The sequence below is a fragment of the Burkholderia sp. Bp9012 genome, from assembly GCF_003853825.1.
GTDB classification, from domain to species: domain Bacteria; phylum Pseudomonadota; class Gammaproteobacteria; order Burkholderiales; family Burkholderiaceae; genus Burkholderia; species Burkholderia diffusa.
The window spans coordinates 279,457-301,402 of the sequence record NZ_QTQA01000003.1; the positions used below are offsets into that span (position 1 = coordinate 279,457).

At 67.3% G+C, this 21,946-nt stretch carries 21 protein-coding genes; 4 read left to right on the plus strand and 17 right to left on the minus strand.

What is annotated here, in order from left to right; genetic code table 11:
- Nucleotides 1-49 precede the first annotated feature (49 nt).
- Nucleotides 50-1,318: a diguanylate cyclase domain-containing protein gene (locus DIE11_RS05470; RefSeq protein WP_124622068.1), complete on the minus strand. Its 1,269-nt coding sequence runs from the start codon at nucleotides 1,316-1,318 to the stop codon at nucleotides 50-52.
- Entirely contained in the window at nucleotides 1,315-2,022 is a 708-nt protein-coding gene (locus DIE11_RS05475; RefSeq protein WP_124622070.1) for a YfiR family protein, read from the minus strand. Before DIE11_RS05475 ends, DIE11_RS05470 begins: the two co-directional genes overlap by 4 nt.
- A gap of 609 nt (nucleotides 2,023-2,631) precedes the next feature.
- On the opposite strand from DIE11_RS05475, the gene DIE11_RS05480 reads away from it, so the two are divergent.
- Nucleotides 2,632-3,873 (plus strand): FAD-binding oxidoreductase, encoded by a 1,242-nt coding sequence (locus DIE11_RS05480; RefSeq protein ID WP_124622072.1) that lies wholly within the window; start codon nucleotides 2,632-2,634, stop codon nucleotides 3,871-3,873.
- 16 nt (nucleotides 3,874-3,889) lie between these two features.
- On the opposite strand, the gene DIE11_RS05485 is transcribed toward DIE11_RS05480, so the two are convergent.
- The 9 genes from DIE11_RS05485 to DIE11_RS05525 all read right to left on the minus strand — a co-directional run bounded on the left by DIE11_RS05485 (nucleotide 3,890) and on the right by DIE11_RS05525 (nucleotide 13,133).
- On the minus strand, nucleotides 3,890-4,651 hold the full coding sequence (locus DIE11_RS05485) for a FadR/GntR family transcriptional regulator (protein WP_124622074.1): 762 nt from the start codon (nucleotides 4,649-4,651) through the stop codon (nucleotides 3,890-3,892).
- A 71-nt stretch (nucleotides 4,652-4,722) separates the two neighbouring features.
- A complete protein-coding gene (locus DIE11_RS05490; RefSeq protein WP_124622075.1) occupies nucleotides 4,723-5,613 on the minus strand; it encodes an amidohydrolase in 891 nt (296 codons plus the stop codon).
- 48 nt (nucleotides 5,614-5,661) lie between these two features.
- The gene (locus tag DIE11_RS05495; RefSeq protein ID WP_059600212.1) at nucleotides 5,662-6,603 is read right to left on the minus strand and encodes an ABC transporter substrate-binding protein; all 942 of its coding nucleotides are present in this window, start codon (nucleotides 6,601-6,603) and stop codon (nucleotides 5,662-5,664) included.
- Between the two features lie 76 nt (nucleotides 6,604-6,679).
- Entirely contained in the window at nucleotides 6,680-7,717 is a 1,038-nt protein-coding gene (locus DIE11_RS05500; RefSeq protein ID WP_059685655.1) for an ABC transporter permease, read from the minus strand.
- Nucleotides 7,718-7,747: 30 nt separating this feature from the next.
- Nucleotides 7,748-9,316 (minus strand): sugar ABC transporter ATP-binding protein, encoded by a 1,569-nt coding sequence (locus DIE11_RS05505; protein WP_260437090.1) that lies wholly within the window; start codon nucleotides 9,314-9,316, stop codon nucleotides 7,748-7,750.
- 12 nt (nucleotides 9,317-9,328) lie between these two features.
- The gene (locus DIE11_RS05510; protein ID WP_124622077.1) at nucleotides 9,329-10,105 is read right to left on the minus strand and encodes an SDR family oxidoreductase; all 777 of its coding nucleotides are present in this window, start codon (nucleotides 10,103-10,105) and stop codon (nucleotides 9,329-9,331) included.
- A gap of 81 nt (nucleotides 10,106-10,186) precedes the next feature.
- Complete coding sequence (locus DIE11_RS05515; protein ID WP_124622079.1) at nucleotides 10,187-11,464, minus strand: L-fuconate dehydratase; 1,278 nt, start codon at nucleotides 11,462-11,464, stop codon at nucleotides 10,187-10,189.
- 23 nt (nucleotides 11,465-11,487) lie between these two features.
- A complete protein-coding gene (locus DIE11_RS05520; RefSeq protein WP_124622081.1) occupies nucleotides 11,488-12,330 on the minus strand; it encodes an ureidoglycolate lyase in 843 nt (280 codons plus the stop codon).
- 38 nt (nucleotides 12,331-12,368) lie between these two features.
- Nucleotides 12,369-13,133, minus strand: a complete 765-nt coding sequence (locus DIE11_RS05525; RefSeq protein WP_124622083.1) for an SDR family oxidoreductase — start codon at nucleotides 13,131-13,133, stop codon at nucleotides 12,369-12,371.
- 675 nt (nucleotides 13,134-13,808) lie between these two features.
- Between DIE11_RS05525 and DIE11_RS05530 the strand changes: the two genes are divergently transcribed.
- From DIE11_RS05530 to DIE11_RS05540, 3 genes are all read left to right on the plus strand, one after another.
- On the plus strand, nucleotides 13,809-14,099 hold the full coding sequence (locus tag DIE11_RS05530; RefSeq protein WP_044847789.1) for a DUF3331 domain-containing protein: 291 nt from the start codon (nucleotides 13,809-13,811) through the stop codon (nucleotides 14,097-14,099).
- Nucleotides 14,100-14,236: 137 nt separating this feature from the next.
- Nucleotides 14,237-15,223 carry an oxidoreductase gene (locus DIE11_RS05535; RefSeq protein WP_124622085.1) on the plus strand — a complete coding sequence of 329 codons (987 nt, stop codon included), beginning with the start codon at nucleotides 14,237-14,239 and terminating at the stop codon, nucleotides 15,221-15,223.
- 212 nt (nucleotides 15,224-15,435) lie between these two features.
- On the plus strand, nucleotides 15,436-15,738 hold the full coding sequence (locus DIE11_RS05540; protein ID WP_059600219.1) for a DUF4148 domain-containing protein: 303 nt from the start codon (nucleotides 15,436-15,438) through the stop codon (nucleotides 15,736-15,738).
- A 191-nt stretch (nucleotides 15,739-15,929) separates the two neighbouring features.
- On the opposite strand, the gene DIE11_RS05545 is transcribed toward DIE11_RS05540, so the two are convergent.
- From DIE11_RS05545 to DIE11_RS05570, 6 genes are all read right to left on the minus strand, one after another.
- A complete protein-coding gene (locus DIE11_RS05545; protein WP_124622087.1) occupies nucleotides 15,930-17,126 on the minus strand; it encodes a TauD/TfdA family dioxygenase in 1,197 nt (398 codons plus the stop codon).
- A gap of 22 nt (nucleotides 17,127-17,148) precedes the next feature.
- Nucleotides 17,149-18,105, minus strand: coding sequence for an alpha/beta hydrolase (locus DIE11_RS05550; RefSeq protein WP_124622089.1), 957 nt, complete (start codon nucleotides 18,103-18,105; stop codon nucleotides 17,149-17,151).
- A gap of 43 nt (nucleotides 18,106-18,148) precedes the next feature.
- Nucleotides 18,149-18,637: a thioesterase family protein gene (locus DIE11_RS05555; protein ID WP_124622090.1), complete on the minus strand. Its 489-nt coding sequence runs from the start codon at nucleotides 18,635-18,637 to the stop codon at nucleotides 18,149-18,151.
- 6 nt (nucleotides 18,638-18,643) lie between these two features.
- Nucleotides 18,644-19,609 (minus strand): L-carnitine dehydrogenase, encoded by a 966-nt coding sequence (locus DIE11_RS05560; protein WP_059685629.1) that lies wholly within the window; start codon nucleotides 19,607-19,609, stop codon nucleotides 18,644-18,646.
- Between the two features lie 87 nt (nucleotides 19,610-19,696).
- Nucleotides 19,697-20,626, minus strand: coding sequence for a 3-keto-5-aminohexanoate cleavage protein (locus tag DIE11_RS05565; RefSeq protein WP_124622092.1), 930 nt, complete (start codon nucleotides 20,624-20,626; stop codon nucleotides 19,697-19,699).
- A gap of 100 nt (nucleotides 20,627-20,726) precedes the next feature.
- Entirely contained in the window at nucleotides 20,727-21,680 is a 954-nt protein-coding gene (locus DIE11_RS05570) for a choline ABC transporter substrate-binding protein (RefSeq protein ID WP_059600224.1), read from the minus strand.
- Nucleotides 21,681-21,946 lie beyond the last annotated feature (266 nt).

Sequence of the window (21,946 nt, forward strand, 5' to 3'; positions counted from 1 at the left end):
CTTATTATCCCGCCGCCGCGGCCTCGCCCACGGCGCGAAACGACAGACATCAAACCCGTCCCGCTACGCCCTCCGCCAGCTGCCACGACCCCGGCCGCGCACGCTTGGCGCGGTACATCGCGGCATCCGACGCGCGCAGCAAGCCGCTCGCGTCGGACGCATGATCGGGATACAGCGCAATACCGGCACTCATCATGGTGGCCACCATGCGCCCGTCGGACAACTCGATCGACGGCACCATGCCGGACAAAATCTCATCGGCGATCTGGCACACGCTGTCCGTATCGCGCACAGCCGTCAGCATCACCGCGAATTCATCGCCGCCCAGCCGCGCGACGAGATCGGTCTCGCGCACCTGCGCGCGCAACCGCGCCGCGATGCCGATCAGCACCGCGTCGCCCGCATCGTGGCCAAGACCGTCATTGATTTCCTTGAAGCGGTCGCAGTCGAGATACAGGACGGCGACCCGCTGCCCCGTCACCACGGCGTCGCAGAGGGCAACCGACAGACGCGACTCGAACTGCACGCGGTTGGGCAGCCCCGTGAGCGCATCGTGCGTCGCCTTGTGTTCGAGCGACGCGTTTTCGTCGCGCAGCGTGTTCTGCCAGTCTTCGAATTCGTCGAGCAATGCATTGAAGTCGTCGCCGAGCTGATTCAGTTCGGCGATCGCCACTGGCTCGACGCGACGCGCGAACGCACGCTCGCGGCGCGCGGCGTGCGCGACGTCGGCCAGCGCGCGCAGCGGCGCAACGATGTTGCGCAACAGACGCTTGGAGCTGACATACGCGCCGATCACGCTGACTGCCAGACAACCGAGAATGCCGCCGATGCCACCGATCAGGAACCCGAAGAACTGGTGCCCCCGGCCACGCACGATGACCTGGCCGATGACGATGCCGTCGTGCATCACCGCGGCGCTCACTGGCCCGGGCAGCGCCAGCGCGGCGACGCCGCGCTCGAGACGGGCGATCCGGCCTGCGGCGGGCAGTTTCCACGTCGCGAACAACTGGCCTTTGCCATCGGTGACGACCACCTGCGCGACGTCCTCGTCGTTGGCGATCGTCGCGATCGCCTCGTTCGCCGCGACACGGTCGCCGAACACGAGCGCTGCCTCGACCGTGTAACCGAGCGAGCGCGCCAGCAGGTTCAGGTTGTTGCCGGCGTACGCGCGCAACGCGATCACGGCGACGACGATCAGCGACACGGCGGCCATCGCGACCGCGACGAACGCAAGACGCAAATGCGCGCGGCGCAACACGCTTTGCAGCGTCGAGCGCGATACACGTGAAGGCGAAATGGCGGGCCCCGAACGTGTCATGGCGTCAGCGTCCGCCGCGCGAGATTGAGCACGTTCGGATGCACGCGCACGCCACTGCGCGCGACGGCGTCGAGATTGATGTCGAACGTGACGCGTTCGCCTTCGACCGCGAGACAGAACATGCTGCCCGCGGTGCAGGACGGATCGTGTTCGGCGATGGTCAGCACCGGGCGGCCGACCAGCGCGGTCCTCACCCGCTTTCGCTCTTCGTCTCCGAGCACGCCGAGATACACGACGTCGCATGCGACGCCGAGCGCGGGGTCGTCGAAGCGGACCCGCTGCACGTCGAGCACGGTCGAGCCGGCCTGTATCGTGCCGGTCAGGTCGCCCGCGTAGTCTGACCTGCCCGTCACGCACAGATGCAGGCGAACCGGCGTCGTCGGCCAGCGCGTGAAACTGATGATGCCGAGCACGACCTGGCGCACGGCGGAGTCGTGTGACGAAAAGGCGGGACTAGTGGGATTGACGGGTGTCGTGGTGGCGACGAGCCGCACCGTGTCGATCGGCGCGTCGGCATCGCCAGGCGCCCCGGCGAGAACGGAGGGCGCGACGCTCAGAGCGCAAACGATTGCGATGCATGCGTGGCGCAGCGTGGCGACTCGGCCGGACCGGCCGGATGCCTTCCGCGCGGCGATTACCGCCGCGCCCGCTGGCGTCGATGCGGCCGCATGATTCTCGGCCGCCGCGCACATACTCGCATCCATGATGGAAACATCTGCTGCAGTCGTTCCCGGCGCTGCCCCTTCCTGCCATGCGCGTGCCGGCACCGTATCACACGCACGATTGCTTCCATCTTAGGTAAATATTCGTATCCCAAACCAGTGGGATACACCCGCGATTCATGTCGGAAAGTATGCGGAATCGGTGCTGTTCGTGGCGATGCGACGCCGAAGGATTGGCCAGCGAACAGGACGAACGTGCGAGTCAAACTTCATACGTTCCGCAGGGGTGCGCCAGACTGGTTTCCCCACGCAACGATGCGACGCCGGTGGAAGTTGCCGCGCGATTCCGTCGCCGGACGCAACGAATCCTTCACGCGATGCTCGACACAACGACGTTTCATTCGCCCCCGGAACGCATACCCGTTCCCGTCCTTCACGGACATGGCGGGCTCAGACGAGCGGTCGGCAAATTCGATCGAAGCAACCCGTCGCCAGATGCCCCCATCGCGCCGGACGAGGGAGCGCGATTCGCGCATCACCGCGTTCGCGAGTATCCTTGCTGATCATTCGATTGCAGTTCCGCGCACCCGGCCGAAGCGCGCGTCGCCGACGCCGAGTGTCGATCATCAACCGTCTATCTCGTCTTCCCTCATGGACTTCGACGTAATCGTTCTGGGCGCGGGCATCGTCGGCGTCTCCGCCGCGCTGCACCTGCAGGATCGCGGCCGCAAGGTTGCCCTCGTCGACCGCGGCGCGCCCGGCGAAGGCACGAGCTTCGGCAACGCGGGGCTGATCGAGCGCTCGTCGATCGAACCGTATCCGTTCCCGCGCAGCCCGTTCACGCTGATGCGCTATGCGCTCAACCGCTCCACCGATCTCTATTGGCACAGCGCGTCGCTGCCCGCGTTCGCGCCGTGGCTCGCGCGTTTCTGGTGGGAATCGGCGCCGCTGCGTCACGCGGCAGCCTCGCGCGACATGCTGCCGCTGATCGAGCGCTGCATCGTCGAGCACGACGCACTGATCGCGCGCGCCGGCGCCGGGGAACTGGTGCGCGCCAGCGGCTGGATGGAAGCGTTCCGCACGCCCGCCGCGTTCGAGCGCGCGGTCGCCGATGCGGGACTCACCGCGCGCCGCCACGGGCTCGGCATCACACCGCTCGATGCCGCGGCACTTCGCGCACGGGAGCCGAGCCTCGCTGCAGGCTTCTGCGGCGCGCTGCACTGGCTCGATCCGAAAAGCGTCGTCGATCCGTCCGCGCTCGTCAAAACCTACGCGCAACTCTTCGTGCAAGGCGGCGGCACGCTGCTCACCGGCGATGCCGCGAGCCTGGAGGCACTGTCGCCCGGCTGGCAGGTCACGACGGACGACGGCAAGATCGCCGCGCCGGCCGTCGTCGTCGCGCTCGGCCCGTGGTCCGACACGGTGTTCGGCAAGTTCGGCTACAAGATTCCGCTGCGCGAGAAGCGCGGCTACCACATGCACTACGCGCCGTCCGAACGCGGCGCGCCGTCGGCGCCGATCGTCGATCGCGAATACGGCTACGTGATCGCACCGATGCGGCGCGGACTGCGGCTGACCACCGGCGTCGAGATCGCGCGGCGCGGCCTGCCGCCGACGGGCGTGCAGCTCGATCGCGCGGAACGCGTCGCGCGCCCGGTGTTCGGCTTCGGCGAGCGGCTCGACCCGCACCCGTGGCTCGGCTTCCGGCCGTGCACGCCCGACATGCGGCCGGTGATCGGCCCCGCCCCGGCGCATCGCGGGATGTGGTTCTCGTTCGGGCACAACCATCACGGGTTGACGCTCGGCCCCGTCTCCGGCCGCCTGCTGGCCGAGATGATGACCGGCGAGACGCCGTTCACCGATCCGACGCCCTACCGCGCCGACCGCTTCTGATGCCGATCGCCCGCGCTCAGTCGAGGGCGCGGCCGAAGATCCGGATCACTTCGTCGAGATGCTCGGCCATCGCGCGGCGCGCGGCCTCCGGGTCGCGCGCGCGGATTGCATCGAGGATCGCGCGGTGTTCGAGCTCCGACCGATGCGGCATGTCGTTCGGCATGTACAGCGACTGCAGCCGCTGGAACATCAGGTCGTACTTGTGCGCGAGCAGTTGCTTGATCATCAGCGCATACGCGGGGTTGTCGCTGGCTTCCGCGATACGGATATGGAACAGCCGATCGCCCGGATGCGTGAGCGACCCGCTACGGTTGTCTTCCTGGTTGCGCAGGAACGCCTCGTGAATCCCCTCGATCTGCGCGTCCGAGCCGTGTTTCGCGGCGAGCGACGCGGCTTCCGGCTCGATCAGCCGGCGCGCCTGCAACAACGCGAACGGCGGGATTTCGGTATCGAGGTCGACAGCGATACCGAGCTCCGGATCGACCTCGACGATCGAGAACGGCGCGACCGTCGTGTCGATCCGCGGTTGCGGTGCGGTGGCCGCCTCGGGTTGGCGCACCTTCACGCCGTCGCCGACGCGCACGCTGACGAGACCGTTCACCTCGAGCGCGATCAGCGCCTCGCGCACCGATGTGCGCGACACGCCGAACTGCTCGGCCAGTTCGCGCTCGGGCGGGAGGTAACTGCCCGGCGGGAAGTCGCCCGACTCGATCATCGCGCTGAGCTTGTCGGCGATCTGCTGGTAGAGGCGGCGGTTCTGAATCGGCTGGATGGACATACGTTGATACAGGTAAGCGGTTGCGTTGCGGACGGTCTGACGAATGCCGCACCAGACTGATCGCGCCTATTCTATATGCCGGGCTTCATATCGTCCGGCACCGCATAGCACCGCGCGGCCGTACCGCCCCACAACGCGTCGCGCTCGGCCGCCGACAACCGCGCTTGTGCCCAGCGCTCGACCAGCGACGCCACTTCGTCGTACGACGCCGCGAGCAGACACACGGGCCAGTCCGAACCGAACATCAGCCGCTGCGGGCCAAACGCGTCGAGCGCCGCATCGAGGCATAGTTCGATGTGGCGGATGTCCTGCCCGCGCAGGCCGCGCCGCCAGTCCGTCTCGGTCACGAGCCCCGACAGCTTGCACACGACGTGCGACATCGCACCCAGTTCGCGCAACGCCGCGCGCCAGCGTGCGAGCGCGGTGTCGTCGCGGTCGAACTCGGCGAGCGCGGGCTTGCCTGCGTGATCCAGCACGAGCCAGTGCGCATCGTTGCGCGCACAGAACGCGCGCACGTCGCGCAACTGACGTTCGAACACGAGCACGTCGTACACGTAACCGTTCGCCTGCAGCCATGCGACGCCGCGATTGAACGCGGGATCCGCGACGTACGCGCCGACGTCGGCTTCGTCCTGCAGCAGGTGACGAAAGCCGCGAAGCTTCGGGCTGCGCCATTCCGCGATACGATCGGCGAGCGCCGGCGCACCGAGGTCCTCCCAGCCGACTACCGCCGCGATGCGCGCTTCGTCGCGGGCCAGATCGAGCAGGAATGCCGTCTCGTCGCGTCCGACGCGCGCCTGCACCGCGATCGACGCACCGAACGCCTGCGCACGCATCTGCGGCCACAGCGCGTCGGGCATGTAATCGCGGGCGAGCACGCCCATTCCGGCGCCGATCCATGGAAATTCGGCTGCGCGGTAACGCCAGAAGTGCTGATGAGAATCGATGCGCACTGCGCCCATGGTGTCCTCGCCTTTCGCCGTCGTCCGCCGTGTCAGGTCACGTCACGTTCAGTCGTACAGCACCGCCGTGATTTTCGGGTCGTCGATGTTGGTCTTGTCGTACCAGTAGAAACCGGTATCGATGACCTTCGGCAGCTTCTCGCCCTTGATCGCCTTCACGGCCGCCTCGACGGTCTTGTAGCCGATCCCGACCGGATTCTGCGTGATCGCGCCGGCCATGATCCCGCTGCGGATCGCATCCTTCTGCTGCTTGCCGGAATCGTAGCCGATGATCACGACCTTGCGCTTCATCTCGCGCACGCCGTTCACCACGCCGATCGCCGAGCCTTCGTTGGTGCCGAAAACGCCCTTGAGCTTCGGGTACGCCTGCAGGATCGACTTCGTCACTTCGGTCGACTTCAGCTGGTCGCCCTCGCCGTACTGCACGGTCACGATCCGCACCTTCGGGTGCGCCGATTTCATCCGTTCGAGAAAACCGTCGCGGCGATCGATGCCGGTGCGGCTCGTCTGGTCGTGCGCGACCACGGCCACCTCGCCCTCGTCGCCGATCAGCGCGGCGAGCTTGTCGGCGGCGAGCGCGGCGGCGGCCTTGTTGTTGGTCGCGGCGGTCGTCACCGGGATGTCGCTGTCGACGCCCGAGTCGAACGCGATGACCGGGATCTTCTCGGCCTGCGCCTTCTTCAGGAGCGGTAACGCGGCCTTGCTGTCGAGCGCCGCGAAGCCGAGCGCCGCCGGCTTCTTCGCGATCGCGGCGGACAGCATGTCGATCTGCTTGTCGACCATCGCCTCGGTTTCGGGGCCTTCGAACGTCACCTTCACCTTGTAGTCCTTCGCTGCCTGCATCGCGCCCGCCTTCACGGCCTGCCAGAACTGATGCTGGAAGCCCTTCGAAATCAGCGGGATGTAGGTTTCCTGCGCCTGCGCGCCGGCCGTCACGCCAACGGCGAACGCCAGTCCGACGATCGCGTTCAACACCTTGCTCCTGATCACTTCGCGTCTCCTTGGTTGGTATCGACTGAAATGCCGGACGGGCCGGCGGTGAAGCACATGTGTGTTCGTGCGTGCGTCAGCGGCGCCGCCGGCGCAGGATGTCCACGTAGACGGCGAGGATGATGATCACGCCCGTGACGACCGTCTGCCATTCCTGCGCGACCGACATGATGCGCAGGCCGTTGGTCAGCACGCTCATGATGAACGCGCCGATGATGGTGCCGACGATGCTGCCCGCGCCGCCCGACAGCGACGTGCCGCCGATCACGACGGCCGCGATCGCATCGAGCTCGTAGCCCTGTCCGAGCGCGGGCTGCGCGGAATTCAGCCGCGACGCGATCAGGAGCCCGGCGATCCCGCACACCGCGCCGCTGAACGTATAGACGGCGATCTTCCACGCGTCGACGTTCACGCCGGACAGCCGCAGCGCTTCCTCGTTGCTGCCGAGCGCGAACGTGTAGCGGCCGAAGATGGTCCGGTTCAGCACGATCGACGCGCCGGCCGCGACGAGGAACAGGATCAGCACCGCGTTCGGAATCGGCAGCGCGGGAATCAGACTGCCGATCAGCGAATCCTGCGCAATCGACGTGAAGCCCGGCGTGTCGTTGAAGTAAATCGGCCGCGTGCCCGAGATCACGAGCGACAGCCCCTTGAGCAGCATCATCATCCCGAGCGTCGCGATGAACGGCGGCACCTTCATCTTCGCGATCACGAAACCCGACACACTGCCCGACAACGCGCCGAAGCACAGCGCGGCCAGGATCCCGAGCGGCAGCGGCATGCCCCAGTTCGTCAGCACGACGCCTGCCATCACCGCGCAGAACGTCATCAGGGTGCCGACCGACAGGTCGATGCCCGACGAGATGATCACGTAGGTACACGCGACCGCCAGCACGCCGTTCACGGCGGTGGCCTGCAGGATCGTCACGAGGTTGTCGACTTCGAGGAAGTTCGACGACGCGAAGCTGAAGAACACGATCAGCAGCACGAGGCTCGCGAACGCGAGCAGCTTCTGCCGCGCGGCCGGGTTGAAGAAGCGCGACTTCAGGCTCGATGCGGCGGCCGGCGTGTCGCCGGAAGCCAGGGGCGGGACGGGATGCGTATCGTTGGACATGGTCGGTAGGCGTATGAATCGGCGTCTGAATCAGGACAAAACGGTCGACTCGCGCTGCGTTGCGAGCTGCATGATCTTTTCCTGCGTGGCGTCGGCCGCGCGCAATTCGCCGGTCACGCGCCCTTCGCACATCACGAGAATCCGGTGGCTCATGCGCAGCACCTCGGGCAACTCCGACGAGATCATCACGATCGCCTTGCCGTCGGCGGCGAGCGCGTCGAGCAGCTTGTAGATCTCGCTTTTCGCGCCGACGTCGATGCCGCGCGTCGGCTCGTCGAAGAACAGGATGTCGCAGTTGCGCAGCAGCCACTTCGCGATCACGATCTTCTGCTGGTTGCCGCCCGACAGGAGGCGCGCCGGCTGCGCGACCGACGGCGTGCGGATCGCGAGCTGCCGCACGTACGACTGCGCGGTGTCCCGCATCCCGCGCGCATCGAGGAACATGCCGCGGCGCACGAAGCGCTGCATGCTCGACAGCGCGATGTTGTTCTGCACGTCCATCCCGAGCGCGAGCCCGAAGTGCTTGCGGTCCTCCGACAGATAACCGATCCCGTGCGCGACCGCGTCGGCCGGCGTGCGGATCGTCACGGTCTTGCCGTGCACGCGAATCTCGCCCGCGTCGACCGGGTCCGCGCCGAACACCGCGCGCGCGACCTCGGTGCGGCCCGCACCCATCAGCCCCGCGAAGCCGAGAATCTCGCCGCGCCGCACCGTAAAGCCGACGTCGCGGATCGCGCGGCCGCGCGACAGCCCGCGCACCTCGAGCGCGACCTCGTTGGCCGACGTATCGGGCGGCGTGCGGAACGTCGTATCGAGCTGGCGACCGACCATCATCGCGATGATCGCGTCCATCGACGTATCCGCCATCGGCACGGTCGCGACGTACTTGCCGTCGCGCATCACCGTCACGCGATCGGCGATCTGGCGCAGCTCGTCCATCTTGTGCGAGATGTAGACGATGCCGACACCGTGCGCGCGCAGGTCGCCGATGATGCGGAACAGCTCGGCGATCTCCGCGTTGTTCAGCGCGGCGGTCGGCTCGTCCATGATCAGCACGCGCGAGTCGAACGACAGCGCCTTCGCGATCTCGACCATCTGCTGCTTCGCAACCGTCAGCCGGCCGACCGGCGTGCGCGGATCGAGATCGAGCCGCATCCGTTGAAAGATCGCGGCCGCGTCGCGGTTGAGCGTGTCCTCGTCGACGAACACGCCGAAGCGGCCGCGCGGCTCGCGCCCGATGAAGATGTTCTGCGCGACGCTCAGGTGGTTCATCAGGTTCAGCTCCTGATGAATGATGCCGATGCCGAGCGCCTGCGCGGCGCGCGGATCGTCGATCTCCACCGCGCGGCCGTCCATCCGGATCTCGCCTTCGTCCTTCTGATAAACACCCGCGAGAATCTTCATCAACGTCGACTTGCCGGCGCCGTTCTCGCCCATCAGCGCGTGGACTTCGCCGGCATGCAGGTCGAACCGGCAATCGTCGAGCGCCTGCACGCCCGGGAAGCGCTTGCCGATGCCTGTCAGCGCAATCAGCGCGGCGGGTCCGGCGGGCGCGGCGGGCGCGGCGGGTGCGGCGGTCGGGTTCAGATCGGGTTGCATGGCTCGATGGCCTCAGCCGATCGCGCGATCGAGATGCGTATAGCCGCCGTCGACGAACAGCCACTGGCCCGTCGTGTGCGACGCGCGCGCCGACAGCAGGAACACGGCCGTGTCGGCGATCTCGTCGGCGGTCGTGAAGCGCTTGCCGAGCGGCACCTTGCCGGCGATTTCCGCGAGCTTCGCTTCGGGGTCGTCGAAACCGGCGATCCAGGTCTGGTAGAGCGGCGTCATCACCTCGGCCGGAATCACGGCGTTCACGCGCACACCGTCGTCGCGCAGTGCGACGGCCCATTCGCGCGTCAGCGCGAGTTGCGCGCCCTTCGATGCGCAATAGCCGCTCGTGTTGCCCTGCCCGGTGACGGCCGTCTTCGACGAGATGTTGACGATCGCGCCGCGCGTCGCCTTCAGGTGCGGCACGCAGTAATGCGCCATCACGTAGTAGTGGATCAGGTTGCGTTGGAGCGATGCGACGAACGCGTCGCGCCCGGCGTCGAGCCCGACGCTGTCGTTGATGCCCGCGTTGTTGACGAGGCCGTCGATGCGGCCGAAGCGCGCGACGGTTTGCGCGACCGCGTCGCGGCATTGCGCGTCGTCCTGCAGTTCGACGGACACGCACGCGGCGCGCGGCTGTTGCTGCGTGAGGGCGCGCCAGAAGCCGTCGTCCGGCGTGTGGCGCGCGAATATCACCGGAATCGCGCCTTCGCCGGCCAGCCGCATCGAGATCGCGGCGCCGATGCCCGATGCGCCGCCGGTCACGATCACGATCTTGTCTTGCAGATTCAAATCCACTTCGCGTCTCCGTCGTTCATGTTGTCGCCGCGCGGGCCGCGCGCGGTGCATCGCGCGTCGTCGTGCTGCGTGCCGCGTGCTTCAGCCGCGGAATCGATACCGCTCCAGCGATTCCGGCTTCATCTCGATCGAGAAGCCGGGCGCCGTCGGCGGCATGTAGGCCGCGCCGCGCACGACGCACGGCTCGACGAAATGCTCGTGCAGGTGGTCGACGTATTCGGTCACGCGCCCTTCCTTCGTGCCGGCAATACACACATAGTCGATCATCGACAGATGCTGCACGTATTCGCACAGCCCGACACCGCCCGCGTGCGGACACACCGCCAGCCCGTATTTCGCGGCCAGCAGCATCACCGCGAGAATCTCGTTGACGCCGCCAAGCCGGCACGCGTCGATCTGCACGATGTCGATCGCGCCGCGCGCGATGAACTGCTTGAACAGCACGCGGTTCTGGCACATCTCGCCGGTCGCGACCTGCACGGGCGCGATCGCCTCGCGGATCTTGCGATGCCCTTCGACGTCGTCGGGGCTCGTCGGCTCCTCGATGAACCACGGTTTCGCGAACGCCAGCTCGCGCACCCAGTCGATCGCTTCGTCCACCTCCCACACCTGGTTCGCGTCGATCATCAGCTTGCGGTCCGGGCCGATCACCTCGCGCGCGATCGTCACGCGACGGATGTCGTGCTCCAGGTTCGCGCCCACCTTCAGCTTCACGTAGTCGAAACCGGCGTCCACCGCCTCGCGGCACAACCGACGCAGCTTGTCGTCGCTGTAGCCGAGCCAGCCCGCCGACGTCGTGTAGCACGGGTAGCCTTCGCGCTCGAGCGTCGCGATCCGCGCCGCCTTGCCCGGCGCCTGCCGTCGCAGCAGGTCGAGCGCCTCGTCCTGCGTCAGGCAGTCGGTCAGGTAGCGGAAATCGATCGCGCGCACGATCTCCTCGGGGCTCATGTCCGCGACGAGCCGCCACAGCGGCTTGCCCACCGACTTCGCCCACAAATCCCACACCGCGTTGACGACGGCGCCCGTCGCCAGATGGATCGCGCCCTTGTCGGGGCCGATCCAGCGCAACTGGCTGTCCGACGTCACGTGCCGCCAGAAGCGGCCCATGTCCTCGCGGATCCAGTCGAGGTCGAGGCCGACGACGAGGTGACGCATCGCGTCGATCGCCGCGCAGCAGATTTCGTTGCCGCGCCCGATGGTGAACGTGAGCCCGTGGCCTTCGAGCCCGTCGTGGTCGGTTTCCAGCACGACGTACGCGGCCGAATAATCGGGGTCCGGATTCATCGCATCGGAGCCGTCGAGCTGCTGCGAGGTCGGGAAGCGCACGTCGAGGACGCGCATCGATCGAATGATAGGCATGACGAACGGTCCGTAAAAGGAAATCAGGCCTGCACGGTGCGCTGGCGCTGCTCGCCGAGCCCGTCGATGCCGAGCGTGATCACCTGCCCGGCGCGCAGATAGACCGGCGGCTTCTGCCCGAGGCCGACGCCCGGCGGCGTGCCGGTCGAGATCACGTCGCCCGGCTGCAGGCTCATGAAGCGGCTCAGATAGCTGATCAGGTGCGGCACGCGGAACACCATCGTCGCGGTCGTGCCGTTCTGGTAGCGGTGGCCGTCCACCTCGAGCCACAGCCGCAGCGCGTGCGGATCGGGCACTTCGTCGGCCGTCACGAGCCACGGGCCGAGCGGGCCGAACGTGTCGTTGCCCTTGCCCTTGTCCCACGTGCCGCCGCGCTCGAGCTGGTATTCGCGCTCCGACACGTCGTTCACCACGCAGTAGCCGGCGACATGCGACAGCGCGTCGGCTTCGTCGATATAGCGGCCACCCTGGCCGATCACCACGCCGAGCTCGACTTCCCAGTCGGTCTTCTCCGAGCCGCGCGGAATCTCGACGTCGTCGTTCGGCCCGGAGATCGCGCTCGTCCATTTGCCGAACACGACCGGCTCCTTCGGGACTTCCATCCCGGATTCGGCCGCGTGGTCGGAATAGTTGAGCCCGATGCAGATGAACTTGCCGACGCGGCCGACGCACGCGCCAAGCCGCGGCGTGCCTTCGACGCGCGGCAGCGACGACGGGTCGATGTCACGCAGCCGCGCGAGCGACGCGGGTGTGAGCGCATCGCCTGCGATGTCGTCGATCACGCCGGACAGGTCGCGAATGTGGCCCTGCGCATCGAGCAAGCCCGGCTTTTCGTGGTGCTTGTCGCCAAATCTCAGCAGTTTCATGTTGTGTGAGGAAACGGAAAGTGAAGAGGAAGACGCGGTCAGTTCGACCAGCCGCCATCGATCAGGTGAATCGCGCCGGTCGTAAACGACGCTTCGTCGGACGCGAGGTACAGCGCGAGCGCGGCCACTTCTTGCGCGGTGCCGATGCGGCCGATCGGCTGGCGCGCGACGAACGCCTGGCGCACCTCGTCGGTCGACACCTGACGCGTGCGCGCCTGGTCCGCGATCCGCTGCTCCAGCGACGGCGACTCGATCGTGCCCGGGCAGATCGCGTTGCAGCGGATGCCCCGCTCGACGAAATCGGCAGCGACGGCCTTGGTCAGGCCGATCACGGCCGCCTTGGTGGTGCCGTAGACGAAGCGGTTCGGCACGCCCTTCACGCTCGACGCGGCCGATGCCATGTTGATGATCGACGCGCCGCCCGCTTCCAGCATCGCCGGCAGCAGCGCGCGGATCAGCCGGTACATCGACGTGACGTTGAGATTCAGCGAGAACGCCCACGCGGCATCGTCGCAATCGAGGATCGAGCCGTGGTGCACGAACCCCGCGCAGTTAAAGAGCACGTCGAACGCGCGCGCCTGCGCGGCGAGTGCCGAAACGTCGCCCGCATCGGTCACGTCGAGCCGCCGCGTGGCCAGCCTGCCGCCGGCGCGCTCGGCGTCGGCCGCGAGTTGCGCGAGCGCAGCCTCGTTGATGTCGGTCGCCAGCACGTCGGCCCCCTCGCTTGCGAACCGCAGCGCGGTCGCGCGGCCGATACCCTGCCCGGCCGCCGTCACCAGCGCGCGCTTGCCCTGCAATCTCATGAGCACCACTCCTGTAGAAGCCGGCCGAGCCGACTGATTGGCACAAAGGACCAAAGGTCCAACCAATCATAGGACAGATTCCGGATTTGTCACGATCGCGGGATTCAGTATTTTCCCGAACGGCAGAATCGGGGCGGCGGCGGTGCCCCGGACTTCGGCGACCGTCTTGTTCTGATTCCGGCGATCAACTACTTGTCCCGCAAAGCCAATGTCGGCGGGGGTTTGCGCCGGCCACGGGCGCCTGGGTCGCGCCGCCGTCGCGGCGAAACTGACAAAAAAGTCACGTTCCCGTCAGGGTGTCAACGGGGGGCGCGCGCGATCATGATGTTGCCGGACCGCGCTTCCCGGATCACCGCACCCCGCCCGTCGCCGATCCCTGACGGGCACCTCCGTCCCCCGCGGTGTCCACGTGACTGAGCGAGCAGACACGGTGGCGCGGGCCGATTTTCCGCCCCGGGCGTTCGCGTCCGGGGCGCTTTTGTCGTTGGTTTTTCGGGAAAATGCGCGTCGATTGTTTCTGAATCGGCAAAAGGTAATTTGAGCCAGACAGGATGTTTTTTCCGGTCACAGACGCTTACATTTAGCGCACCACTCATGGAAACCGCTACGGAATCGCCGTCGGGTAGTGACATCCACTGCCACGGCCGAAACCGCACGAGCTTTAGGAAACGGCAAATGAAGGCCTCCAAATCCCTGCCTGTGCTCGATCCCGCCGACGTCCACGTCGAAATTCTGGAACGTTCCGATACGCTGCTCGTCGTTCGCTGGGTCGAACCCGGCCGCTGTCATTACGGCGAACAGCGCTGGCGCCGCCGCTTCGCGCAGCGCACCGGCACCTGTGCGCTGTCGCGCCAGGTCATCCAGCGCGGCGACGAAGTCTTCCGCCCGGCCGAGCGCCCGGCACCGGCGAACGCGGCCGCGATGATCTCCGCCGCCGAAGTGCTGGCCCTGGCCGGCAGCCGGTAACGCACAACGCGCAAGCCGGCCTAGAACCACCGATCTAGTTCCCCCGCTTGTCTGCTCCGCCCGCGCGGACTATCGTTACAGCATTCGATGTAACGATTGCGCGTCGTGGCGCACCGGCCACGCCGATGGAGGCAGACATGCATGCATGGAGCGCGCGCCACGTCCCGGCGCAAGGCGGCAAAGTTGCGGTCGTGACCGGCGCCAACAGCGGGCTCGGCTGGCACATCGCGGAAACGCTGGCCGCCAAGGGCGCAACCGTCGTGATGGGCTGCCGCGATGCCGCGCGCGCCGCGCAGGCCGCCGATGCGATCCGTCGGTTCCATCCCGCCGCACGGGTCGAAGTCGATCCGCTCGACCTCGCCGATCTCGCGTCGATCCAGCGCTTCGCCGCCGACGTCTCCGACCGCCACGGCCGCGTCGACATCCTCTGCAACAACGCAGGCGTGATGTTCCTGCCGCTGCGGCACACGCACGACGGCTTCGAGATGCAGTTCGGCACCAACCACCTCGGCCATTTCGCGTTGACCGGCCATCTGCTGCCCGCGCTACGCGCCGCGCGGCGCGCGCGGGTCGTGACGATGTCGAGCGGCTTGAACCGCGGCGGCCGGATCCGCGTCGACGACCTTCGGGCCGAACACCGTTACAACCGTTATCTCGCCTACTGCGACAGCAAGCTCGCAAACCTCGTGTTCGCGATCGAACTGCAGCGCCGCTTCCAGGGAGCGGCGTTCGCGGGCATCAGCGTCGCCGCGCATCCCGGCTACGCGGCGACCAATCTGCAGTTCGCGGGCCCCGCGATGGACCGTTCGCCCACGCGCGCCGCGCTGATGCGCGCGGCGAACCGTTATCTCGCGCAACCGGCCGACCAGGGTGCGCTTCCCGCGATTCACGCAGCGACGTCGCCCGACCTCACCGGCGGCTCGTACGTCGGACCGTCCGGCTGGTTCGAGTCGCGCGGCCTGCCGGCACCGGCAAGCGTGCCGCGCGCGGCACGCGATGTAGCGACCGCCGCGCTGCTGTGGGAGGCCTCCGAAGCCGCGACGGGCGTGCGTTTCCTGAGCTCGGGCGTGGCCGAGGGTCGCCTGCCCGCCACGCCGCTCGACACGTCGGCCGAGACACGTTGAATCGCGCCCCTCGCCTCAACATTCATCATACTTATTACACTTACAGAAACGAAAGCTTGGTGAAAGCCTGATTGGACAGCCCACTGTTACCAGTCCGGAAACAATCTATCGTCAAAATCAGCGTTTACCCTCAACCACCCGGTGACTAAGATTTAGTCAATCGCTGCAGACATGGTGTCGCAAGCGAACCCAATAGAACACCGGAGGTCATCATGAAATCGCTCGTTTCCGCAGTCGTTGCCGCTGTCGCCCTGTCCGCTTCGTTCGGCGCTTTCGCACAAAGCACCGTGACCCGCGCACAAGTCCGCAACGAACTGGTCCAGCTCGAACAAGCCGGCTACAAGCCGGGCGTGTCGAGCCCGTATTACCCGAACGACATCCAGTCGGCGGAAGCGCGTGTTCATGGTGCCGACGCCAGCGGCTACGGCGCGCAACCGGCTCCGGTCGTCCACTCGGGCGCCCCGGTTGCCGCAGCGTCGTCGAACGCTCGCGACTCGATCTTCTTCGGCCAGTAAGCCGACGCGCCCTGACGGGCGCACCGCGCACGGCGCGACGAAGCTGTACCCGGACGAGCCCCCGATGCGGGCTCGTCTTTTTTTGTGAAACGCATACCTCCGCCGCCCGGCAGCGGGTGGCTTCGCCCGGGCGCGCTGCGTCCGGGCGCTTTTTCGCGGCGAGGTATGCGTGGCGATGCCGTATGCGCCGGTCAACGCCCCGCGGCTGCCGCAGGCGCCGCACGCGACAGCACGCGCCAGCGCGACAGCAGTTCGTCGCGATCGACGTAGCAGCCCTGCAGATGCCGGCGGCCCGTCGACGGATCGAACTCGGTGCGCGCGTGCAGCACGCGCCGGTTGTCGAATGCCCACATGTCGCCCGCCCGCAGCCGGCGCTGCACCCGGAAACGTGGCTCGCGCGCGAGCCCGAGAAAGCGCCGGTACGCGCGGTAGATGGCCGCGACCGAGCCGGCCGGCGCATCGAGCGGCCCGCGCAGGAAATTCGCGACGCGCACTTCCGTCACGTTGCCGCGTGCATCGAGGCCGATCACCGGCGCCGAACAGCGGTAGTCGCTGTTCGCACTCTTGTTCCAGAACTCGAACGGCGTCGAGGCAAGGTGTTCGAAATCGGCCGGATAGTCGCGCCGCAGCGCTTCCGCGAGCGCAAAGCCGTCGAGGAAAATGCTGTCTCCGCCCGTCGCGTCGTTCGCGAGGCAATGCAGGAACTGCACGCCCGGCTGCAATTCACGCGTCGGCAAGTCGGTGTGTGGCGGCAGGTTGAGCGACGTGTAGGCGTTGCTGTCCGGTCGCGGCTTCGACTCGACATCGAACAGCACGCCGAAATTGCTTTCGCGGATCAGACCGACACGACGCGCGATCTGGTCGACCCGGCCGCGTTCGGCCGGCACGCCCTCGACGAGCGTCAACCCCGTGCGCTGCAACGCGGCGAGCCACGCGCGCAACGCGCCATCGTCCTCCATCACGTCACGCCACGCGAACACCCCGATCGCCGTCGCATCGTCGCCGGCCCATACGTGCCGCCCGTGCGCGGCCTGGCGTTCCGCGCGCGACGCATCGTCGTATGCATGCGCGCGCAACCATCCCGGCGACCAGGTACTGCGATGCCCGTCGTTCCACTCGACGTGCAGCGCGCCGTCGGTTTCGACATGCACGGCGAGCGCCGACAGATCCTCGCGCGCGTCGGCGATCTCGAACACCTGTTCGCGCGTGAGCGCATGCACGCACGCGGAACACGCGCAGTTGTCGCGCAGCCAGTCGAAGTGAAACGGCGATCGTCGCGTGTCGCTCCACTCGACGTTCACCGCTCCATCGCCAATCGTCGCCGCCGCAATGGCCGCGTCGGCGGAATAGGTCCGCCAGTCCTCGATACGGTGTTGCGCTGCCTGCATCGTTGCCTCCCGGAAACGCCCGCTACGCGTGTGGTGCGAGCAGAAACCCGCCGATCATCCGGTGCATCCGCGCCGCCTGCGGGCTCGTTCCGAGCGCGCGCCAGCAACCGTGCACCAGCCCCTCTCCCCTCCAGTAACGCGCGGCGCCGCCGGCCGCAAGGATTCGTTCGACATAGACGCGTGCATCGTCGCGCAGCGGATCGTGTTCAGCGCCGATCGCGAGCACGGGCGGCAGCCCGTCGAAGCGCGACGCCGCGAGCGGCACCGATGCACGCAGCAGCGGATCGTCGTTCAATGCGGCTTCATCCGCATCGCCCCAGTACAGCGCGCGATAACGATGGACGTCGTCGAGCGTCAGCATCGGCGCGCGCGCTTCCGTTTCGCGCGCCGGCGATTGCGGCTCGATGCCGAGCATCGGATATACGAGCGCGATCCCGTCGATGCCGCCTTCGCCCGCGTCGCGCAGCGCGGTCGCGACGGCCGCCGCGAGATTGCCGCCCGCGCTGTCGCCCGCGAGTGTCAGCGGTCGTGCGCACGAGTCGAACGGCCAGTTGACTGCGTCGCGCGCGGCACGCGTGACGGCCAGGCAATCCTCGAGCGCGGCCGGCGCACGATGCTCGGGCGCGAGCCGGTAGTCGACCGCGATCACGGCAAGCCCCGTGTCGGCCGCCAGTTGCGCGGTGATCAGCGCGTGACTGTCGAGCGAGCCGACGACGAAGCCGCCGCCATGAAAGAACAGCACGGTGCCGCGCGGCTCGCCCTGCGCGGGCGCGTAGCGCCGTAGTGCGATCGCGCGTCCGTCCGGCGCATGCCACACGGCGTCCTGCCGCACGATGCCGGCCGGCAGTTCGGCGGGCGTCCATGCGGCCGCGAAGCGATCGTAGACGCGGCGTTGCTCGACGGGCGAGCGCGCCGCCGCGTCGGCTGGATACCACGCGTCGACGGCCGCAACGAACGCCGCGATTTCCGGTTCGAGCATCGTGTGCGCTCCGCAGTCGACGGTCGAAAGTTGAACGCCGATGCTAGCGACGCGGCGGCAGCCCGATCACGCGGCCCGCATACGCGGGCGCCGCGCAATCGCGCTGCAACGCATGCAGTTCGGCCACGCGCGCGGCGACGTCGTCGTCGAACGGCGCCGATTTCGCGCCGTCGCGCGTGTCGACGTGCAGCAGCATCTGCTCGCTCGCCGACACCGCGCCGTCATGACCGTCCGCGAACAGCTCGAGATACAGGTGCAGCCGCTTCGCGTCGTGCGCGAACACCCGCGCGTCAACGCGTACGCGCGTGCCTTCCTTGATCTCCTGCAGATAGTTCACGTGCGCCTCGAGCGTGTAGACCGAGCGGCACCGCTCGCGACGCACGGCGTCGTCGAGGCCGATGCGGTCGAGCAGCGCATCGGTCGCGAAACTGAAGATCAGCAGATAGAACGCGTCGCGCAGGTGGCCGTTGTAGTCGACCCACTCGGGCCGCACGACGTCGTGGTAAATCGTCAGCGGGGTATCGCCGGTCATGTTCGTTCAGTCCTCGAATCGCATCCCGTGCCGCGCCTTCACCGCGGCGATCGCCTTCAGCACCTCGGTGATGCACTCGTCGCGATAGCGTTCGAGCTCCTTGATGCTGCGCGTGCCCTGCTGCTCGCTCGTGCCTTCGACGACGCTGTCGATCAGTTCGTCGGTCAGCTTCGGCGCGACCAGCTTGGTCCATGGCAGTTCGAGCGCGGGGCCGAACTGCTGCATGAAGTGTCGCATGCCTGCGTCGCCGCCAGCCAGCGTGTAGGTCAGGAACGTGCCCATGAACGACCAGCGGATGCCCGCGCCGAAACGGATCGCATCGTCGATCTCGCCAGTCGTCGCGACGCCTTCGTTGACCAGATGGAGCGCCTCGCGCCACAGCGCTTCGAGCAGCCGGTCCGCGATGAAGCCCGGCACCTCCTTGCGCACGTGCAGCGGCCGCATGCCGAGCTTGCGATAGATCGCCATCGCCGCCTCGACCGCTTCCGGCGACGTGCGCGCGCCGCCGAGCACCTCGACGAGCGGCAGCAGGTAGACCGGATTGAATGGATGGCCGACCACGCAGCGCTCCGGATGCGTCGCGCGCGCGTAGAAGTCGGTCGGCAGCAGCCCCGATGTCGATGACGCGATGATCGCGTCGGGCTTCGCCGCGCGGCTGATCTGTTCGTGCAGTTCGAGCTTCAGCGCCTCCCGCTCGGGCGCGCTTTCCTGGATGAAGTCCGCGTCGGCGACGCAGGCCTCGATCGTCGACTCGAAACGCAGCCGCGCGGGATCGGCGCCCGGCGCGAGGCCGACGCGTTCGAGCGCAGGCCAGGCATTCGCGACATTCGCGCGCAACCGCGCCTCGGCGCCCGGCGCCGGGTCCCACACGACCACGTCGAGACCGTGCGCGAGCGCACGGCAAATCCATCCGCTGCCGATCACACCGGTGCCGATCGCGGCGAACGTCTTGATGTCGGTCTTCACTGCCATGTCAACACATCCTTCAAATCGAGGGAAATCGGACGGCGACCGCGCTCGTGCGCGCCGCCGCATTGAATCGGAATCAGCCGTGAACGCTCACGCGAATTCGGTCACCGCGCGGCGTTCGAGCAGACGCTCGCCGCGCGCCGGCAGGCCGAGCTTGCGACGCCCTTCGGCCGGCGTCAGCACGCGGCCGCCGAGGCGTTCGACGATTTCCCGTGCACGCTCGACGAGCGTGCCGTTGGTCGCATGCACGCCACGATCGAGCCAGATGTTGTCTTCGAGGCCGACGCGCACGTGACCGCCGAGCAGCATCGCCTGCGCGACCATCGGCATCTGCATGCGGCCGATCCCGAAGCCGGCCCAGTGCGCGCCCGGCGGCAGGTTGTCGACCATCGCCTTCATCGTGCCGGTGTCGGCCGGCGCGCCCCAAGGAATGCCGAGGCACAGCTGGAACAGTGGCGGATCGTCGAGCAGCCCTTCCTTCAGCAATTGCTTCGCGAACCACAGATGGCCCGTATCGAAGATTTCCAGCTCCGGCTTCACGCCGAGTTCCTGGATGCGCTTCGCGCCGGCGCGCAGTTGCGCGGGCGTCGATACGTAGATGTAGTCGCCGTCGCCGAAATTCAGCGTGCCGCAATCGAGCGTGCAGATTTCCGGCAGCAGTTCCTCGACGTGCGCGAGGCGCGTGAGGCCGCCGACAAGATCGGTGCCCTTGCCGAAGCGCATCGGGTCCTCGCCCGGGCCGATCTCCAGATCGCCGCCCATGCCGGCCGTCAGGTTGATGATCACGTCGACGTCCGCCGAGCGGATCCGGTCGACCACTTCGCGGTACAGGTTCGGGTCGCGGCTGCCGCGGCCCGTCTGCGGATCGCGCACGTGGCAGTGCGCAACCGTCGCGCCGGCCTTCGCCGCTTCGATCGCGGCGGCCGCGATTTCCTTCGGCGTGACCGGAATCGCCGGATGCTTGCCGACCGTATCGCCCGCGCCGGTCACCGCGCAGGTGATGATGACTTCGTGGTTCATGCTGAATGCCCTCGCTTGATTCGTTTCGTGTCGCTCGACTTCTGTCGTACTGCAGATTATTTGTCGCTGCGCGCCGCTCGCTTGCGGCGCGCACGGGCCGTTACAGGCCGAGGTACGCCTTCACGGCAGGCAGGCCGTCCTTGCCGTCGAACGTCTTGACGCCGGCGAGCCAGGCATCGAGCACCTGCGGATTCTTCTTCAGGTATGCCTTCGCGGCGTCCGCCGGTTTCGTCTTGTTCATCACCGACTGCATCAGCTGGTTCTCGAGCTGCGTCGTGAAGCGCAGGTTCTCGACGAGCTTGCCTGCGTTAGGGCAGCGCGAGATGAAGTCGGGCGCCGTCAGCGTGTACACGCGCGCTTCGCCATAGTTCGGGCCGAAACTCGCATCGCCGCCGGACAGGTAGTTCATGCTGATCTGGATGTTCATCGGATGCGGTTCCCAGCCCAGGAACACGACCCACTTCTTCTCGCGGATCGCGCGCTCGACCGTGACGAGCATCCCGGCTTCGCTCGATTCGACCAGCTTGAAGCCACCGAGACCGTATTGATTCGTGTCGATCATCTTCTGGATCGTCGCGTTCGCGCTGCTGCCCGGTTCGATCCCGTAGATCTTGCCGTCGAGTTCCGCGCGGTGCTTCGCGATGTCCTCGAAACTCTTCAGGCCGGCCTGGTATGCGTAGCTCGGCACCGCGAGCGTCGCCTTCGCACCCGACAGGTTCGGCGGCTCGACCACGTTGATCGACTTGCTGTCGAGGAACGGCTGGAGCTGCTTTTGCTGCACCGGCCACCAGTAGCCGAGCGAGATGTCGAGCTGCTTGCTCTTCAGGCCGGCGAACGAGATCGGCACCGATGCGATTGTCGTCGTCGGCTTGTAGCCGAGCCCTTCGAACACGGTCGAGGCGAGCGCCGTGGTGGACGTGATGTCGGTCCAGCCGATATCCGCGAAGCGTACGTTGCGGCAGGTCGCGGCATCCGTTTCGGCGTGCGCCGCGGTCGCGAATGCGCCGGTCGCCAGCACGGCCGCGACGAACGCGGCGATCTTTGTCGACTTCATGGTTTCTCTCCCGATTGGACCGATGTCCGACGGGTTCGCGGAGTGCGTCCCGGCCTGCATCGTGGGAGTAAAAGTAACGAGCCATATTGGTCGAAAGACGACCGGCGGCGACCTTTTCTTGACTATTTGCGACTATGGGTGAAAACCACTACGCTCGGGCAATGGCTTGTATGGCGGGGGTTTGAGGCGAATTACGGTGAAGATGGGTTTGTCCGGATGCGGCGTAACGGATGCCGACGGAGCGTGCTTCGGCGGCGATGCCGGAG